Origin of the sequence: uncultured Dysgonomonas sp. (genome assembly GCF_900079725.1) — a bacterium.
Taxonomy (GTDB): Bacteria; Bacteroidota; Bacteroidia; order Bacteroidales; family Dysgonomonadaceae; genus Dysgonomonas.
The window spans coordinates 1233609-1250539 of record NZ_LT599032.1; the positions used below are offsets into that span (position 1 = coordinate 1233609).

The following is a 16931-nucleotide window of genomic DNA, read 5'->3' on the forward strand; positions in this document are numbered from 1 at the left end:
GTTGACGAGTTAACAAGTAAACGAGTAGACAAGTTTTTGAAAATGGGAACTCATAAGGATTTGATTGTTTGGCAGAAGAGTATCAGTTTGGTGAAACAGATATATGTTGAAACTAAATCCTTTCCAAATGAAGAGTTATTTGGCTTAGTTTCTCAAATGAGGCGTTCATCTGTTTCTGTACCTTCCAATATAGCAGAAGGATTTGGTAGAGGTTCAAAAAAAGAATGTACACATTTTGTATACATTGCTTTAGGTTCTGCCTCGGAATTGGAAACACAAATGATAATTTCCAGAGAATTAGAATATTTATCAGAAATTGTGTACCAAACGCTGAATGCTTTACTTAACGAAATAATTAAAATGTTGTCAGCTTTAATAAATTCTTTAAAACAATAAACTTGTATCTCGTATCTCGTATCTCGTATCTCGTATCTAAAAACTCAAAAAAATGGAAAAATTAATCAATATAACATTAAAAGTTTGGCGTCAGAGAGGTCCTCAGGAAAAAGGAGCTTTTGAGACATATCCATTAAAAGGCATTTCTACAGAAAGTTCTTTTCTTGAGATGTTGGATATTTTGAATGAAAACTTAATCAACGAAGGCAAAGAGCCTGTCGTGTTCGATCACGACTGCCGCGAAGGTATCTGTGGTATGTGTAGCCTTTATATAAACGGACATCCTCACGGACCGGACGAAGATATTACAACATGCCAGCTGCATATGCGTAAATTTAAGGATGGTGAAACCATTACAGTTGAGCCTTGGCGTTCGGCAGGTTTCCCTGTTATCCGCGACTTGATGGTAGACCGTACTGCTTTCGATAAAATCATGCAGGCAGGAGGTTATGTTAGTGTAAACACGGGAGGTATACCGGATGCTAATGCAATACCTATTCCTAAGACAGATGCTGACGAAGCTATGGATGCAGCATCATGTATCGGTTGTGGAGCATGTGTTGCTGCATGTAAGAACGGATCGGCTATGTTGTTTGTATCCGCTAAAGTAAGCCAGTTGGCGCTTCTTCCACAGGGACGTGTAGAAGCAGCACGCCGTGCAAAAGCAATGGTTAGCAAAATGGACGAACTTGGCTTCGGTAACTGTACAAATACACAGGCTTGTGAAGTACAATGTCCGAAGAACGTATCTATTGCAAATATTGCCCGCATGAACCGCGAGTTCCTAAAAGCAAAATTCAAAGACTAGTAAGTTTTGATTATAGAATTGAAAGCGGCTATCTGTAGATAGTCGCTTTTTGTTTTGTATATTTGAAAGGAAAATTTATCTATAGGTAAAGAGATGACGAAGGTTGACCTTAGAGTAAGGTTTTCGTACATTTTATATTTATTAATTAAATTATTTTTTAAGAAAATCATTTTATGTCACTTAAATACGCAGTAGTAGGCACAGGAGCCACAGGAGGTTATTACGGAGGTAGATTAGCTAATTCGGGACAGGAAGTTCACTTCTTGCTTCATTCCGACTATGAGTATGTGAAAAAAAATGGCTTAAAAGTAGATTCTGTTCATGGGGATTTTTATTTGAAGTCGGTACACGCATATAATTCAACATCGGATATGCCGAAATGCGATGTCGTACTTGTTGCCTTAAAAACAACAAATAATAAGTTACTAAAAGAACTTTTGCCACCTCTGCTACATAAAGATACGGTAGTTATACTTATTCAGAATGGCCTGGGACTGGAAGCCGATTTACAAAAGGATTTTCCGGGACTGAATATTGCCGGAGGTCTTGCTTTTATTTGTTCCAGCAAAATAGGTGAGGGACATATCGGGCACTTCGATGAGGGACACCTCAATATCGGTTCTTATTCGTGTGCTAATCCTGATATTTTAGAGCAGGTATGCAATGATCTCATACAATCCGGAGTAAAGACACAGGTGCTCGAACTGGAGAAAGCCCGCTGGATGAAGTTGATCTGGAATATCCCTTATAATGGAATGACAGTTGTGATGAATAGTACCACCGCTAATTTAATGAGTGATCCGGTTATGACAGAGTTACTTTACAGCATTATGCTCGAAGTTGTACATGGAGCTAATTCTGTTGGCCGGGGCAGGTTTTCTATACCCGAAAGTTATGCAAGGGACATATTGGAGATGACGAGACATATGACACCATACTCTCCCAGTATGAAACTGGATTTTGATTATCGGAGACCTCTGGAGATTGAGTATATATATTCACGTCCTATCTCTGACGCAGAAAGTGTAGGGTATGAAATGTCTCGCGTGGCTATGCTAAAGAGTCAATTGCAGTTTATTGAAGCACAGTATTTATCTAGTAGCAGGTAGTGTGCAGAATGGCTGACGGTTGGGAATCAGCCTTTCTTTTTCATAATTTATAGTACTTTCGTAGAAATTACACCTTTAACTAAAAATAAGCGGCGGATAAAAGATTTATCCAGAAGCATCTCATCATAATGTTCGGTATTACGAGGAATGAGCCGCAATAAAGAATTGTTCTCATTTACAATTCTTATATATTTGATTGTTGTATATTTGTCAGTTACGATCAGATACATTTCTCCCGGGAGAATCAGATGTAGATTTATTTCTTTTAATGCAACTATTGACCCCGATGGTATCTCCGGTTTCATCGATTCTCCTACAAAGAGTGCCGCCAGGTCGCAGTTAGCTAATGATGGTACCTCAATATAGTATAGAGGCTCAGGAAGAGTAATTTCGGTTTGCTCATCCGAGTCCATTATTATAGAATCATAGAAAGGTATCTTCTTTTTGGATGAAGATCCTTTTTTATCTCCCGATTCATTGATATACATTGTACCTTCTCCTGTAAGTAGCCAAGCTTTACTTATACTACAATATTTAGTTGTAATCTGCTCTGCCAAATCTTTACTTATTGAATTCTTGCCTTTTTTTATCCGATACAAGTTTTCAGACCTTTTTAGCCCTATTGATGTTGCAAATTTATTGATAGAGAGATTCGTTGATTCTATAACTTTTACAAGTCTATCCCAGTTGTCGTTCATTTTCCTTTTACAAATTTTAAAATAATATCAAAAAAACTTTGTTATACAATATAAAATTGTATATTTGCAATCAAATATTGTATTGGTAGATATTGTTTATTTATCTACAGAATATATAAACAAGTAAAGTTAGATAATTATCGTAGAAACATGTCTTTTTGATATATTTTAATATTTAAAAACAACATATACAATCACATAAATAACTGAATTGATAAACAACTAATTTATTAACAACTAGCTTTTTTATTATGAAAAAACTTAAGCTTTATATTCCTGTATTGGCTATAGCGTGCGCAGGAATTGTATTTTCTACAACATCGTGCGTTGATGATTCCGAATCTCAAAGTGTAACTAATCTGCGGGGAGCCCGTGCCGAGCAGATGAAAGCTGAAGCCGCACTGGCTACAGCACAGGCTGAAGCTGCAAAAATAGCTGCAACAGCTGAAGCTGCATTGAAAAATGCGCAGGCTGAAGCTGCAAAAGCACAAGCTAAATTAACAGAAGCTGAAGCAGCTTATCAGACTGCAAAAACAGAAGCCGACAAAGAAAAATGGGCTGCCGAAATTGAAGCTGCAAAAGAAGCTGCCAGACAAGCTAAAGCTGATGCTGATATAGCTGTAAAGGCTGCAGAATACAAGCTGGATCAGATGAAAATCCAGGCAGAAATGGATCTCTTAAATTTACAAAATGAATTGGAGAAACTTAAGAATGATGATCCTGTATTGACCGATGCAATCAATAAATACAGTACTTTCATTGGAGAAGTAAATACGAAAAAAACTCTAATAGCTAAGAAGAATCTTGATTTAACTAAGATGAATGCCTTATTAGCAGATAAGACAGCTTCGAAAGAAGAACTTGCTGCAACTCAGATTAAATACAAGAACGAACAAATTGCCAATATTACAGAGGCTATTGAAGCTAATAAGATCGAAATCGCAAACTGGAATGTGTTATTGGCTAAAGGTGGTACCGATATTGAAAGTGAGATAGCTGAATTGAAGAAACAAAAAGATGACCTTATCTATAACAAGTCTGTAGATGTTCGCAAAGCTCTGGATGTTGCTATCGATGCGTCGGATGCAGCTAAAGGGAAAGTTGAGGACTTCAGAGAGCTTGGTACAGTAAAAAGATATTTGAGCTATGATTATGACAAGCAGATATCTATCGTAGAGTACTATACTGTAGGCGAATTGAAAAATAATCTGACAGATAGAAAGACTAGCCTTACCAGTATGGAGAAATCTCTGAAAGAATGGGAAACTAAGTATAATAAAGCAGAGCAGGAGATAGAAAGTCTTTATAATGCTTATCTGGCTGCACAGAAGGCTGCAGATGACGCGTATGTAGCATATAATAAGGCTGTAGATCAGAGAAATGCAGTTTATGATAATCCGGCTTCAACTCAAGCTCAGAAGGATGCAGCAGATGCTGCTGTCACAACAGCTTTGACTGCATGGAATACAGCTATTACAGCACAGAATGATGCTAATACTAAATATACAAATGCACAGAACGATCTGGATAATTATCAAGCTCAAATCCTGTATTATAAAGGATACGTTGCAGATTACAAATCTGATATTGCAGACCTGGAAAAAGCCATAGCAGCTTACAATAATGATTCGAATGCTCCACGCACTTTGGAAACAGCTTTTGATACAGCATTCGCCGCAATGGAAACAGCTCAGGATACCTATAGTGACCTGCGCGCCGAGATTGATGCCTTACAAAGCGAAATGGATAAGCTGAGCAACATATATTACAGCGAAGGTTCAGTTAGCCTTGACTACATAAAAGATCAGATTAAGATACTTGAAGATGTCAACATTGATAACACCAACTCTATAGCACAATTGAACAGGGATGTCAATGAAATCAAAGAAACTAAAACTGTTGATATTGCTCTCCTGAAACTTGATATCACAGAACTGGAAGCTGAAATCGCTAAACTTACAGTCGAACTGGGTGTAGCTCAGAAACAAGCCGATGCAGCAAAAGCTATAGTTGACGCAAGAACTAAGTAACTACGAAAAGTAAACCCATTCGGTAATGAGTTGAGGAAACAATATTCCTTCCTCAGCTCATTCTGATAAAAAACAGAAGCTAAAATGAAAAAAATATTATATTTAACAATGCTCCTGTCCTTTGCTTTTTCGGCTTTTGCTCAAAACTCAAGTGACGTGGCTCCGAAAAAAGGCGACTGGATGGTTTCGGTCAACTTTGGGGTCGGGTCATATATCGGGACAGACTCTCCGGCTCCCAACAATCCGGCCTATTCATTATCGGCATCTACATCGGCTTGGTTCGATAAGAATCCGATATTGGATATAGAAGGCAGATGGTTTGTGTCGGATAAGTGGGCGCTAAAATTGACAGGAGGATTTAATTTCAGCCACAATCCGGCTTATAATGAGGTTACCGGCACTGGCTCAGAATCGGGCGATATTCCTACCTATAATGCTGTACCTAGCAGAGACAATATTCAATTCTCGGTAACAGTAGGTGCGGATCATTATTTCAAAACGAAATGGGATCAATTGCACCTGCGGGTAGGAGGTGAATTCGGTTACGCTTATGGCCGTGTTTCTGCAAATGCCGAAGATAGTGAAGACTATCTGGGTGCAAGTGTAGGTGAAGCTTATGCCTTGAAGGTGGCTCCGGTTGTAGGGGCGGACTATTTTATGAATTCTGCTTTATTCTTAGGATTCGATATTCGTCCGGTGGCTTATCAGTATTCGACTTACAGCATCCGTCCTCAAGCGGGATTGGGTTTGCTATCATCAGATAGTCACTCTTTTTCAATCTTATCACAACCAATGATAAAATTAGGAATCAGATTTTAAACAATCTGTTACTAATTAGTTAAGATAATTAATGTGAGAGAGGAGGTTTTCCGTGAGGAAAGCCTCCCTTATTTTTGTATGGTAGTAGGGAAAAAGTAACAAAAGTAACAGAAATTGACCCACTAATCCCCAGAGGGGGAATGCTCACGCGTCATCCAAACCTCCAAGGGCAGGGCTGTTAGGTTGTCTGCTTTGTTCTGTTATTTTCTACTGTCATCCTGAGTGAAACGAAGGATCTCTTATCTTACAAGAGATGTTTCACTCCGTTCAACATGACAAAGAGGGCATAAATTTTAAAACTTAACAGCTCTGCCCCTAAGGGAGGTTGGAGGAGCTAGAAGGTAACAAAGGTAACACATGTATCAGTTAACAGTCAACAGTTAGCAGTCAACTGTATTTTATGCAGAGACGCTAAAACACAAAAGGTAACAACCAACGGTCACAAGAGCGTAGCGTATGTAAAGGTAACACTTCTTACAAATTTTTCTTTTGCTACTTTTTTACTGTATCCCTATTTTCTGATTCAAAAAAAATGTCAAAGAACGGCAAGCCATTAAACTCACTATATAGATAAACCAGAAATGTAAACATAACAAAGCCGGGAGTATATTATACCCCCGGCCTTATCTTTTCTATCGAAGCTTTTTATATATATTTCTGCACAAGTTGATAAACTTGCCCGGCAGACTTATCCCATGAATATTTCGTAATCTGTTCCAGTCCCTTAAGACGAAGTTGATCCCTTAAATACTGATCTCTCAGCAATCGGTTTATTTTTGATGTCATATCTTTCACATCATAAGGGTCTACATACAAAGCGGCATCCTCACTCACCTCACGCAAAGCGGGAATATCGGAGCAGATTGTAGGGCAGCCGTAGGTCATAGATTCCAAGGGAGGTAACCCAAAGCCTTCGTACAGAGAAGGATAAACCGACAATTGTGCGTTCTGATACATCTTCTGTAACTCATCGTCAGGAATATAACCCGGAAGATGCACATTCTCTCCTATCAGCTTTTTCAGGTCAGGAGTATTGAACGCCTTAAATGACATACCGATAATATATAGCTTTATAGATTTATCGTCTATCTTATCGAATGCCTCTACCAAACGGCTGAAATTTTTACGGGGATCCATAGATGACACTGCAATTATATATTTTTCGCTGTCCGGATCGGGCTTATAATTCAAGATTTCTTCCCGTGCAGGTTTATTATGAAACGGTACATTGCTATGTATCACATGTATTTTACCGGCCTCTATACCTAATGTATCTACAATCTCATTTTTCGAAAATTCGCTCACTGTAAGTACCGCGTGCGCTTTTTTGCCTATGCGGGGCATCATAAAATGATAAAATCGGTAATAATTCTTCGAAAACCACTCAGGGTAACGCTCATGTGATACATCATGAATAGTCATTATCTGATTATCATAGGACAAAGGGCCACACCCTGTAAAACTGACAAGTAACGGATTGCCTATACTTTTCAGATAACGGGGCAACGAGATCTGTTCCCACAAATGAGTCTTCAGCGAACCGTACTTTACCGTTTTGAAGCTGAATTTATAATCGGGATGTATTTCCTGAGGGGTAGCTACATGAAAATCCACACCCATTTCATGCAACTTATTGCATATCTCAAATGCGTAACGATGAACGCCTGTTGCCTTTTGCGTAAGGTATCTCCCGTTGACTACAAACATATAAACTTTAAGTAAGAGAAATTATTATTAAACATTTTGATTGTAACTACCTCTTGCTATTATGCATACCAAAGAGATAAATAGATCTGCAACCTTATTTTGGCAACCAGTCTTTATTTTTTTTAATAAATGCATCCACAAGGCTATCTACCCGCTGTGCCATTACATCTACATTCGAAGAATTTATTTCATACTTAGGATTAAACATATTCACCATTATAGTATCGGCCAGAACAGGGCTAAAATGGGTAACATCTCCATAATAATTCAGGTCTGTGATTTCATCCCTGTCGAGAAAAGATACGACCCTTACATTATCGTACTTCTCTACCATATGGGTAAACTTAGCTGCAAAACCGAGAAACTGCTTATAATAATTATGCTTGCGCGTATGATACCAATACAAGGCCGAATAGGACGGGAACATAAATGTGTAATTCACATCCTTGTGTTTATCTATTCCCAGATTGGCAATAAAGGAAGCCAGGCTCCTATCCATCCGCCCCTCCATATCTTCCACATGCTGGTATAACACACTATTACCTGCCAGATAATAATTTTTGACAAATTCGGCACTATAAGTTTTTGCATAACTTTCCGTACCGATCTGATCAATATCTGTTTTCATTTTATATACATCAGGCAAGTTACCATCCTTTACCTTAAAATACAACTCGATCCCCAGATCGGCAGGAATATATTGTATCAAAGCCTCATAGCTATACAAGTATTGTAACTTGTTCATAAATCCGTCTGCATAAAGATAATTTGGATAACGGGATACAACCCCGGCCTGATTGAAAAAAGGCATATCGACATTCATTATGATGGTCTTCACATCCCGTCCCTGTACTATTGAGTACAACAGTTCCATTTCAGCCAGATTCATCCCTCCGGAAGACAGCTTTACTGGTTTCATCCCTTCATTTGCATTACGCAAAGTAGATATATCGAAACTCTGTACCATCGACGAACCGATAAGTGCTGTATTATATTCATAATTCTTCGCTAACCCTCCATTTACAAAACGGGGATTCAATATATAACGAGATTTAGCGTCTACCCTGAATTGCAGAAATGGGTCTACAATATAGCAAGTCAGCCCGATTATCAACAGCACCAAGGCTGCTGATATCGCAAATGCTGTCAGAAAGCCCTTAGATGTATATTTCTTACCTGATGTATCCATAATCTGCTAAAAATTGAAATAGATAAAAGCTCCCACCTTCGAAAAATGAATCACAGCTATTGAAAACAGAACAGCTGACAATATAGCGATTTTCGGTTTCGGTTTGAACTCATTATACAAATCGATACTATTTTTCGGAAACAGGAATACAAAATAAGACACTATCAGAAGAATGCCAATTACAAATATCGATTGCATAATATCCGGATAAGCCAAGGTAGTATTGAATGCCAGATGTGAAATTCCGTCAAATGAAATTACATCGGGGATGTACATCGTTTTCAGCATTATCAGAGCATCACTCACTGTCCACGAACGGAAAAGTACCAATGCAGAACTTACAAACAGGAAAGTAAAGAAAATCCTTATCAAGTCAGGTATCTTATCCAGTTGCTTGCCAAATATCTTCTCAAATACACGGACAAGCCCGTGTAACGAGCCCCATAGTACAAACGTCCATGCAGCCCCGTGCCAGAGCCCGCTGACGAAAAACACCGCAAAAAGGTTGAAACAGGTACGGGCATACCCTTTCCTGTTACCTCCCAGTGGAATATAAATAAGAACAAACAAGGATCGCCCAAGTGTTATATGCCATCGTTTCCAAAATTCGGTAATACTTTTCGACTTATATGGTGAATAAAAGTTCACCGGCAGGTTTATATTGAACATTTTGCCCAAACCTATTGCCATATCGGAATAGCCGCTAAAGTCAAAGAACAACTGGAATGTATAGGCCAAAGAACCGAGCCATGCACTGGCAAAAGTCAGGTGATTGGGATCAAAAAAAGCATTCCCCGAAAAAATACTCAACGTATCGGCTACAACAGCCTTTTTGAAAAGACCTATGATAAATATAAATAAGCCCTGAGTAAAATTATCTATATTGAAGAAACGATTTTTATCATCCTGATATTGAGTCATCACATCTTGAGAAAAGACGATAGGCCCCGCTACCAACTGAGGAAAAAAGGTTATAAAAAGAACATAGTCCAATACTCCCGGTACTTTTTCCTGTCTCTTATTCACGCTTATAAGGTATGCTATCTGCTGGAAGGTAAAGAAGCTGATCCCTAGTGGCAATATGATCTGTTTGAGGACAAAACCAGTATCAAACAAGGTATTGATATTATCCAGAAAGAAATTATAGTATTTGTAATATCCCAGTAAACAAACATTAAACAGAACTCCGGTAACAAAACAGGCTTTTCTAAAAAGAGGTTTTACGGAATTCTGTACCCCTGTTGCCATTATGTAGTTGACAGATATGGAAATAAGAATCAGCCATACATAAGAAATATGGTTATACCCATAAAATACTAATGATGCGAATATAAGAAGTAAATGCTGTATCTTCCGGGATACATATCGCGACATGCCGAAATAAAGAATCAATACTACCGGCAAAAAGACAAGAGTGAATATATATGTGGAAAATATCATAAATAAGAAAAATCGCTTACTCTATAATTTTGTATGTTTTTTTACTGTACCAGCTACGTTTTACAAAACACTTGCTCAGTCCTATCCAGAAGTTCATCTTAAAGCGGTTCCAGGCCTTATTTCCGGATTTTACCTGCGAAAAGTAATCTACATCGGCCAGAATATTAAAATAACGTTTCTTCTGCTCCATTCCACCTTTAAGAAACTCGATATGATGAGTCACTGTCCTTGATTTTGGGAATACATAAAAACGTCCTTCTTTTATATTGGGTACATATGGATAGCTATATCGAATATAGCTGGGTACATGTACCGGCATATTCTCTCTTATCCATATAAATCCAGCATTCGTATCTCGTAAAAAGTTTGTGATATGACATTCCGGAAAAAGTTCAAAGTCAAATATTCCGGGGTTATCTTTTATATATTTCGTTTTTATAATTGCAAAGTCTGTAGCCAAAGCATAGTACTTATCATACCAGTCGGCACTGGCCCATACTGCATCGTTCTTCCCAGACAACAATTCCGTATATTTAGACTGGATGCTATCCCCATACACCCATGTATCGGCCTCCAGTATCAGTGTATATTTACATTCCTCAGGGATATGCTTCGCCCCTTCCATCAGCAGTTGGGAATTGCCTTTCCTATGCCCTGCATTTTCTTCAAGAATTACCAGCTTATCTATATGAGGAATAGATTGGGGTAAAATATCGTACCCGTTTTTCTTCCCGTTACTTACAACTATAATATAATAATCATTCTCTTTCCATGTATCGGAAATAATCTGAAGATTATATTTCAAATCCTCGATTCTATCGTAAACACGTATAAGAACAGCTATCTTCATTCTGTTTATTTTGTGTGCCAGGTTTCCAATCCTTTTTTAGTAAAGGAATACTGCTGTACTCTCCCCCCAAGGCTTTCCAAAGCTTTGGAGACTGCAAACCGGGTATTGCCAGGACAATAAAAAAAGACATAACCACCTCCGCCCGCACCGGATATCTTTCCACCCGATGAGCCTGCTTTTATAGCCGTGTTATATATCTCTTCAAACAATGGGGTCGATATACCGTCTGCCATTTCCTTCTTATATGTCCATCCACGATGCAGGATATGTCCTATTTCGTCAAGGTTATTTTTAAGAACGGCCTCTTTTATCTCATATGCCTGATTCTTTATCTGATGCATCGCCTCTATCGACTTTGCCTTTTGTTCTTTTACATTCTTTTGCTGTTTCTCTATTATATCGCCCGAATTACGGCCTGTGTTGGTATAATAAAGCAACATATTATTTGACAATTCATTTATTGTCTCGTTACGTATCCGCAACGGATTTACAATAACTTTATCATCAGAGTAAAACTCCATAAAGTTGAATCCTCCGAATGCGGCCGCATACTGGTCCTGCTTTCCTCCGGCTTGTTTCAGGTCGGCACGTTCGATAAGATAAGCCAGATACGCCAGATCGTATTCACCCAAAGGCAATGTAAGCCATTCTGCATATGCCCCTAATATGGCAACGGCTAATGTTGAAGATGTTCCCAACCCCGATCCAAAAGGAACCTCCAAAGCACAAGTAAGAGTAAAAGATAATGGTTTGTGTATAAAATCTTTCACTACCCTGTTGTAAATACCTTTCATGAGATCCGCTTTGTCATTCAATATGGGAAGTTCCAAAGATGCATCAAACACATATTCCTCATTATTCTGAGGTATACGAAATACAATCTTATTATCGGTACGAGGCTCTATATTAGCGTATGCATAGAGACTAATAGTAGCATTGAGTATGCAGCCCCCATACAGATCCGAATATGGAGAAACATCCGTTCCCCCGCCTGCTAATCCTAATCTGAAAGGCGCCTTACTTCTTACAATCATGGCCGGATTTTTTATTATTTTGTAAAATCAACTGCAAACTTATACAGATTTTCGTAATAAGCATTTACAGTCTCATATATTTTATGTTCTTTTTTATATTTATCACCTACCAATACAGTTAACATCCCCAGCTTATTACCAAACTCAATATCAGATTTGCTGTTACCCACCATTATCGATTGGGCAAAGTCAACTACAGGATAATCCCGCTGAATCTGGAAAGCCATACCTACATTCGGTTTTCGGTTTATAGCCGCAGAATCCAAATCGGTACAAAAGTATATACGGGTAATACTGCCTCCGCATTTTTCTATCTCATGTAACATATCACTGTGTACATGTTCCAGATCGGACAGGGACATTACATTTCGCCCTACTCCTCTTTGGTTTGTTACAACAAATATATAATCAAAAGCCTGAGATAACAGTGCTATTGCCTTTAATGAATCTTTTTCGAAGACAAACTCAGATGTATTTTTTACATAATCACCGGGACGTTCCACATTGATTACACCATCTCTGTCTAAGAAAAGGTATTTATATTCCTTCAAATTATCCATTTTTCTTTTTCACCTCTCCTATTTCTTCGAAAAATCCACATTCGCCTTTTCGAAATCGGAAGGTATTCCTATATCTATAAAGTAGTTATCTTGAGGACAACCATATATATTTAAATCGCCGAGGTGTGACTCCATTATATCTTTTTCAAAAGAAAATTTTTCAGGCAAAGATAATCTGGTAAACAGGTTCTTTGCTACTATATATACACCTCCGTTAATCAGTCCCTGTTTCTTATACTGCTTTTCACTAAAACAGATAATACGCTCACTATCATCCAGCTCTACCGAACCGTATCTATCAAAGTCCGCCATTGGCTTAAGAGCCACCGACAGATCGGCCCCATGGCTCTTATGAAAATCCAAAAACAGCCCGGAGTCGATATCAAAAAATGTATCACCGTTTATAACGAAGGCTTCTTCTCCTTTTACTTTTCCGAATGCCAACTTTATAGCCCCGCCTGTACCTAAAGGATATTCCTCTACTACATATGAAATTTCGAAAGGCCTGTTTTGTGTTTCAAGCCAATTGATAACAATATCAGATTTATAACCTAATGACAATATCAGATGATCGAATTTCTCATTAGCTGCATAATCAAATAAGTATTGTAAAAATGGTTTTCCGGCAACTTCGGCCATGCATTTAGGTACATCGCTCACAACGGACTGCAAACGTGTACCAAAGCCTCCTGCCAAAATAATACACTCTTTCATTATTTTTTATTTAAAGTCTCCGACTTATTTATTATTTTTTCATGTATGGCGGCCACTGTAAGATGTGACCAATACTTTAATTACAAACTACTCATAGCATATCCGTTCCCCTGCCTCTTCGTTTCTTTTCATTTCTGAAACTAGCCAGGGTCCTCGTTCCTATATTACGGCTTGGTATATAGATATAATATTTATAGAACATAAAATAGAAGAAGAACAGATATATAATAAGATTCAGATCGACCCATCCTTTCACATTTAAACCTAAGGAATAGACAATTATCGCCGCCGACATCAGGTTTACCGCCCAGTCTTTAGTCATATAAATCCTGGCCACCAACATAGCAAAACAATAGAAATAGATAGTACCGGGAACCCCTACCCAAAAAAGCATTCGCGAGTATCCGACATCTGTGCCAAAGAAAGACATCCTTCCCGAACCAAAAATAAGAGTATCCAAATCTTTGGGAATCTGAAACATTTCCTCCAAGCCGTTAGATGAGCGTGTTTCCAGTTTACCAGTTCTTATAAAGTTGGTAAACAATTCAAATGCCCAATCGGAAAAATGGGGGAAATAAAACATCGCGAAAATATATCCTCCGGCCATCATAAAAATGGAAGAAATCAGAAATATCTTCGCCTGCTTTCTCTCCGATTTATTATCCCACAGGTATAAAATTCCGATAACAGCCAAGCCGACAGCAGCCCCGATAACTGTTGTTCGAGCCATAAACAGACCTATATAGAAGGTAAAAACATATAGCAGGGCTAATGCAATAAATCCTTTATTGTTTAATTTCAGTCTCATTAGCAAATAGGAAATTACAATAAGTCCTATACCGCTTATGACCCCTGCTCCAAAGAAGGCGATACCATACCCCATAAGTCGCTGACTTCCTCCTTCTTCCATAACATCTTCTGTATATTCGGCCTGCATCTGTATAGAAAAGAAAAAATCATGTATAGCATCACTCTGATTCATACCGAATGTGATCAGTGCCTGCAATCCTATAGCTGCGGCAATATACAGTAGAACTGTATTGAACGAGGGTTTCTTATGTATCTTATATATAGAAAAAATAACCAGATATGCCGAAAAGAACCATGCTATCTGACTTCTGATATAGCCAAATGTATAAGGGTCACTCATATTATTCAGCCAGCCCGAAGTGTAAAATATAAAAAGCATGACAAGCAGGCCGGCTATAACATACACCACCTCCCTGAATGGGAAATTATGATAAGCATATAGCCCCAGCCCCAATACTCCTGATAAGAGAATAAAGGAAGAACCCCGTACGTCAAGTGCCTGCGGATATATGAAGTAAAACGTCAATATCAACGGCAAAAACATCGGAATAATCTGCTTTAGCTTGGACATATATTACCTGAATACAAATTTGTAAATAAGCGACTTTCTATATTTGAGTTTAAAAGTACACTTTGTGTAAAGAATAGCAAAATCTCTTGAGGTATAATTCTCTTCCTTATACAAAGGAGACTCTTTCAACCTGCGAAGCACCTTCAATCCCAGGCGCGAGTTTGCACATAACCGGAGCCAGTGAACTGATAGCATGCGCTCAAGATATGCCGCATCGCAAAATGGCTTCTCCCTGTTTATCCGAATCAAAGAAAGCATAAACTCTTCACATTGATCTAAATACCTGAAAGATGAATGCAGAGGTACACATTCGGCTACGGATGAATATATTTCCAGAAAATCACCGTCTGTAGGTAAGCCTAAACGGAAACAATGAATTTTAAAAACTTTTTTCTTGTTATCAGTCTGTAATTCTTCATTTAATGACGACACCTGATGTTGGTGAACACGATACAAAAGAAGAGGTTCACCGATATTAGCGAGTTTCGTTTTATACATAGCCTTAGACCATAGAGCATAATCTTCGACATGAAGATACTCAGTCTCGAAACTCAGGCCTAATTCTGTAAACAGACGTTTGCGGATCATTACTGCCGGATGGCAAATGCCGGATTTAAACAGCAAATATGCCCTTAATTCTTCATCCTTCAGAGGGCTGTGGTGCAAATCCCGTTTACCGGGATTTTCTGTTCTGAAAGCATAAAAAAGTGTACTTACAATATCATGTTCTTTGTTATTCTCCAAAAATGCGACTTCCTTCTCTATACGGGTAGGCAAAGCTATATCATCTGCATCCATACGCGCGATGTATTCACCTTTGCAGAGACTGACTCCTTTATTCAGGGTTTTTATAAGCTTCAGATTTTCTTCATTTTCTACAACCGTTATCCGGGAATCCTTTTCGGCTAAGCCATGTAATATCCGGCCGGTATTGTCTGTAGAACAATCATTAATTGCTACAATCTGCAAATCGGCATATGTCTGATTCAGAATCGAATTCATCGATTCTTCCACATACTTTTCCACATTGTAACAAGGCATCAATACCGAGACCAGAGGCTTGTTCATTTTTTATTTGCAACGATTGCGTTAAAGACGGATTTATATCCATCTACCATTTTTTCGATTGTAAAGTTAGCAAGATATGATTCTCTTGCATGTATTGACATGCTTTTTTTTATATTTTCGTCCGAAAAGATATATTCTATCTTCTCAGTAAAGAGGTTTACATCATTATCTACAGCGAATCCGTTTTTACCGTCAAGAACTTCGGTTATACCTCCCACAGCCGACGCGACCACCGGGACTCCGAAAGCCAATGCTTCTAACAGGGACATAGGTAACCCTTCGTAGTTGGACGGTAGTATAAACAAATCTGCATATTTCAGGTAGGAGCATGCCAGATGCGTCTCTCCTAAACAGAAAACATTGGAAGGTACGCCATGCATCTCTGTTTTATTTCCAATCCATACAAACGCGTATTGCGGCATCTGTTTTGCTATATCCAGAAAGAGTTCGAACTTTTTCTGTTTCGAAATACGGGATATACACATTACTATTTTGGAATAGGATGATTTCAATCTGTCCAGTTCAGTTGTAATCCGGTCCTTTATTTCAATTTGCTCCAGATACTGATCCGTAACGCCATTGTATATACATTCTACATTCTTATAAATACCTTCCTCACGCATGCTATCTACGTCGTATTGGCTGACTCCTATTATTCGATATACACTGTTTCTGAGAAAACGTTCGACAACCAGAAACCGATTAAATGCTTTCCGTATCGAGTCAAATCCATGAACCGTATATACTGTCTTTTTACGACTGAAGACAATACGTCCCAATACACCCATCTTCGAGGAATGAAGATGTATTACATCGGGATTATATTTGAATCTATAATAATAAAGTTTGAAGAGCAGACTTATATCTCTTATCGATACCTCCTTGCGATGATTATTTAATTTTATTTTTGTAAAATTATTTCCTAAAGCGTTCCACGCTTCACCACCACCTCCATATAAAACAAATAGTTCGTGTTCTGAACTCAAGGTTTTAACCAGATTTGCCACAATCGTCTGCGCTCCCCCATATTCTGAAACTGTTATGATCTGGAAAATCTTCATTTAATGCTTTGCCTACAATTTTGAATTGTAAAGATAATAGGAATAATCTATTATTGAGAAAAATATC

At 38.3% G+C, this 16931-nt stretch carries 16 protein-coding genes; 5 read left to right on the top strand and 11 right to left on the bottom strand.

The genetic code is table 11. The features are described 5' to 3' along the window. Window positions 1–42 precede the first annotated feature (42 nt). The 3 genes from QZL88_RS05400 to QZL88_RS05410 all read left to right on the top strand — a co-directional run bounded on the left by QZL88_RS05400 (window position 43) and on the right by QZL88_RS05410 (window position 2313). A complete protein-coding gene (locus QZL88_RS05400; RefSeq protein WP_291108331.1) occupies window positions 43–396 on the top strand; it encodes a four helix bundle protein in 354 nt (117 codons plus the stop codon). 52 nt (window positions 397–448) lie between these two features. Next, window positions 449–1204, top strand: a complete 756-nt coding sequence (locus tag QZL88_RS05405) for a succinate dehydrogenase/fumarate reductase iron-sulfur subunit (RefSeq protein ID WP_006798461.1) — start codon at window positions 449–451, stop codon at window positions 1202–1204. Window positions 1205–1377: 173 nt separating this feature from the next. After that, window positions 1378–2313 carry a putative 2-dehydropantoate 2-reductase gene (locus QZL88_RS05410; RefSeq protein ID WP_296939010.1) on the top strand — a complete coding sequence of 312 codons (936 nt, stop codon included), beginning with the start codon at window positions 1378–1380 and terminating at the stop codon, window positions 2311–2313. A 47-nt stretch (window positions 2314–2360) separates the two neighbouring features. Here QZL88_RS05410 and QZL88_RS05415 read toward each other — a convergent pair whose 3' ends face one another. Then, window positions 2361–3011, bottom strand: coding sequence for a LexA family transcriptional regulator (locus QZL88_RS05415; RefSeq protein WP_296939012.1), 651 nt, complete (start codon window positions 3009–3011; stop codon window positions 2361–2363). Between the two features lie 251 nt (window positions 3012–3262). Here QZL88_RS05415 and QZL88_RS05420 point away from each other — a divergent pair, with 251 nt between their 5' ends. Continuing rightward, window positions 3263–5041, top strand: coding sequence for a hypothetical protein (locus tag QZL88_RS05420; RefSeq protein ID WP_296939013.1), 1779 nt, complete (start codon window positions 3263–3265; stop codon window positions 5039–5041). 84 nt (window positions 5042–5125) lie between these two features. Then, the gene (locus tag QZL88_RS05425; protein ID WP_296939014.1) at window positions 5126–5860 is read left to right on the top strand and encodes a BT1926 family outer membrane beta-barrel protein; all 735 of its coding nucleotides are present in this window, start codon (window positions 5126–5128) and stop codon (window positions 5858–5860) included. 645 nt (window positions 5861–6505) lie between these two features. Here QZL88_RS05425 and QZL88_RS05430 read toward each other — a convergent pair. The 10 genes from QZL88_RS05430 to QZL88_RS05475 all read right to left on the bottom strand — a co-directional run bounded on the left by QZL88_RS05430 (window position 6506) and on the right by QZL88_RS05475 (window position 16864). Then, window positions 6506–7567 carry a glycosyltransferase family 1 protein gene (locus tag QZL88_RS05430; protein WP_296939015.1) on the bottom strand — a complete coding sequence of 354 codons (1062 nt, stop codon included), beginning with the start codon at window positions 7565–7567 and terminating at the stop codon, window positions 6506–6508. Between the two features lie 94 nt (window positions 7568–7661). Further along, window positions 7662–8756 carry a hypothetical protein gene (locus tag QZL88_RS05435; RefSeq protein WP_296939016.1) on the bottom strand — a complete coding sequence of 365 codons (1095 nt, stop codon included), beginning with the start codon at window positions 8754–8756 and terminating at the stop codon, window positions 7662–7664. Window positions 8757–8762: 6 nt separating this feature from the next. Further along, window positions 8763–10196 (bottom strand): MBOAT family O-acyltransferase, encoded by a 1434-nt coding sequence (locus QZL88_RS05440; RefSeq protein ID WP_296939017.1) that lies wholly within the window; start codon window positions 10194–10196, stop codon window positions 8763–8765. Window positions 10197–10212: 16 nt separating this feature from the next. Next, window positions 10213–11046, bottom strand: coding sequence for a hypothetical protein (locus tag QZL88_RS05445; protein WP_296939018.1), 834 nt, complete (start codon window positions 11044–11046; stop codon window positions 10213–10215). Window positions 11047–11051: 5 nt separating this feature from the next. Next, window positions 11052–12080, bottom strand: a complete 1029-nt coding sequence (locus QZL88_RS05450) for a dehydrogenase (RefSeq protein WP_296939019.1) — start codon at window positions 12078–12080, stop codon at window positions 11052–11054. Window positions 12081–12094: 14 nt separating this feature from the next. Then, complete coding sequence (locus tag QZL88_RS05455) at window positions 12095–12640, bottom strand: HAD-IIIA family hydrolase (RefSeq protein WP_296939020.1); 546 nt, start codon at window positions 12638–12640, stop codon at window positions 12095–12097. An 18-nt stretch (window positions 12641–12658) separates the two neighbouring features. Next, window positions 12659–13354 (bottom strand): nucleotidyltransferase family protein, encoded by a 696-nt coding sequence (locus tag QZL88_RS05460; RefSeq protein ID WP_296939021.1) that lies wholly within the window; start codon window positions 13352–13354, stop codon window positions 12659–12661. A 91-nt stretch (window positions 13355–13445) separates the two neighbouring features. Further along, window positions 13446–14735, bottom strand: a complete 1290-nt coding sequence (locus QZL88_RS05465) for a hypothetical protein (protein ID WP_296939022.1) — start codon at window positions 14733–14735, stop codon at window positions 13446–13448. Between the two features lie 3 nt (window positions 14736–14738). Continuing rightward, complete coding sequence (locus QZL88_RS05470; protein WP_296939024.1) at window positions 14739–15803, bottom strand: glycosyltransferase family 2 protein; 1065 nt, start codon at window positions 15801–15803, stop codon at window positions 14739–14741. Next, complete coding sequence (locus QZL88_RS05475; RefSeq protein WP_296939026.1) at window positions 15800–16864, bottom strand: glycosyltransferase; 1065 nt, start codon at window positions 16862–16864, stop codon at window positions 15800–15802. Before QZL88_RS05475 ends, QZL88_RS05470 begins: the two co-directional genes overlap by 4 nt. Window positions 16865–16931: the final 67 nt, after the last annotated feature.

Bases quoted from the DNA above. Each gene is read 5' to 3' on its own strand.
- QZL88_RS05475 (WP_296939026.1), bottom strand. From the start codon at position 16,864: ATGAAGATTTTCCAGATCATAACAGTTTCAGAATATGGGGGAGCGCAG.
- QZL88_RS05465 (WP_296939022.1), bottom strand. From the start codon at position 14,735: ATGTCCAAGCTAAAGCAGATTATTCCGATGTTTTTGCCGTTGATATTG.
- QZL88_RS05430 (WP_296939015.1), bottom strand. From the start codon at position 7,567: ATGTTTGTAGTCAACGGGAGATACCTTACGCAAAAGGCAACAGGCGTT.
- QZL88_RS05455 (WP_296939020.1), bottom strand. From the start codon at position 12,640: ATGGATAATTTGAAGGAATATAAATACCTTTTCTTAGACAGAGATGGT.
- QZL88_RS05450 (WP_296939019.1), bottom strand. From the start codon at position 12,080: ATGATTGTAAGAAGTAAGGCGCCTTTCAGATTAGGATTAGCAGGCGGG.
- QZL88_RS05445 (WP_296939018.1), bottom strand. From the start codon at position 11,046: ATGAAGATAGCTGTTCTTATACGTGTTTACGATAGAATCGAGGATTTG.
- QZL88_RS05425 (WP_296939014.1), top strand. From the start codon at position 5,126: ATGAAAAAAATATTATATTTAACAATGCTCCTGTCCTTTGCTTTTTCG.
- QZL88_RS05410 (WP_296939010.1), top strand. From the start codon at position 1,378: ATGTCACTTAAATACGCAGTAGTAGGCACAGGAGCCACAGGAGGTTAT.
- QZL88_RS05470 (WP_296939024.1), bottom strand. From the start codon at position 15,803: ATGAACAAGCCTCTGGTCTCGGTATTGATGCCTTGTTACAATGTGGAA.
- QZL88_RS05415 (WP_296939012.1), bottom strand. From the start codon at position 3,011: ATGAACGACAACTGGGATAGACTTGTAAAAGTTATAGAATCAACGAAT.
- QZL88_RS05405 (WP_006798461.1), top strand. From the start codon at position 449: ATGGAAAAATTAATCAATATAACATTAAAAGTTTGGCGTCAGAGAGGT.
- QZL88_RS05460 (WP_296939021.1), bottom strand. From the start codon at position 13,354: ATGAAAGAGTGTATTATTTTGGCAGGAGGCTTTGGTACACGTTTGCAG.
- QZL88_RS05440 (WP_296939017.1), bottom strand. From the start codon at position 10,196: ATGATATTTTCCACATATATATTCACTCTTGTCTTTTTGCCGGTAGTA.
- QZL88_RS05435 (WP_296939016.1), bottom strand. From the start codon at position 8,756: ATGGATACATCAGGTAAGAAATATACATCTAAGGGCTTTCTGACAGCA.
- QZL88_RS05400 (WP_291108331.1), top strand. From the start codon at position 43: ATGGGAACTCATAAGGATTTGATTGTTTGGCAGAAGAGTATCAGTTTG.
- QZL88_RS05420 (WP_296939013.1), top strand. From the start codon at position 3,263: ATGAAAAAACTTAAGCTTTATATTCCTGTATTGGCTATAGCGTGCGCA.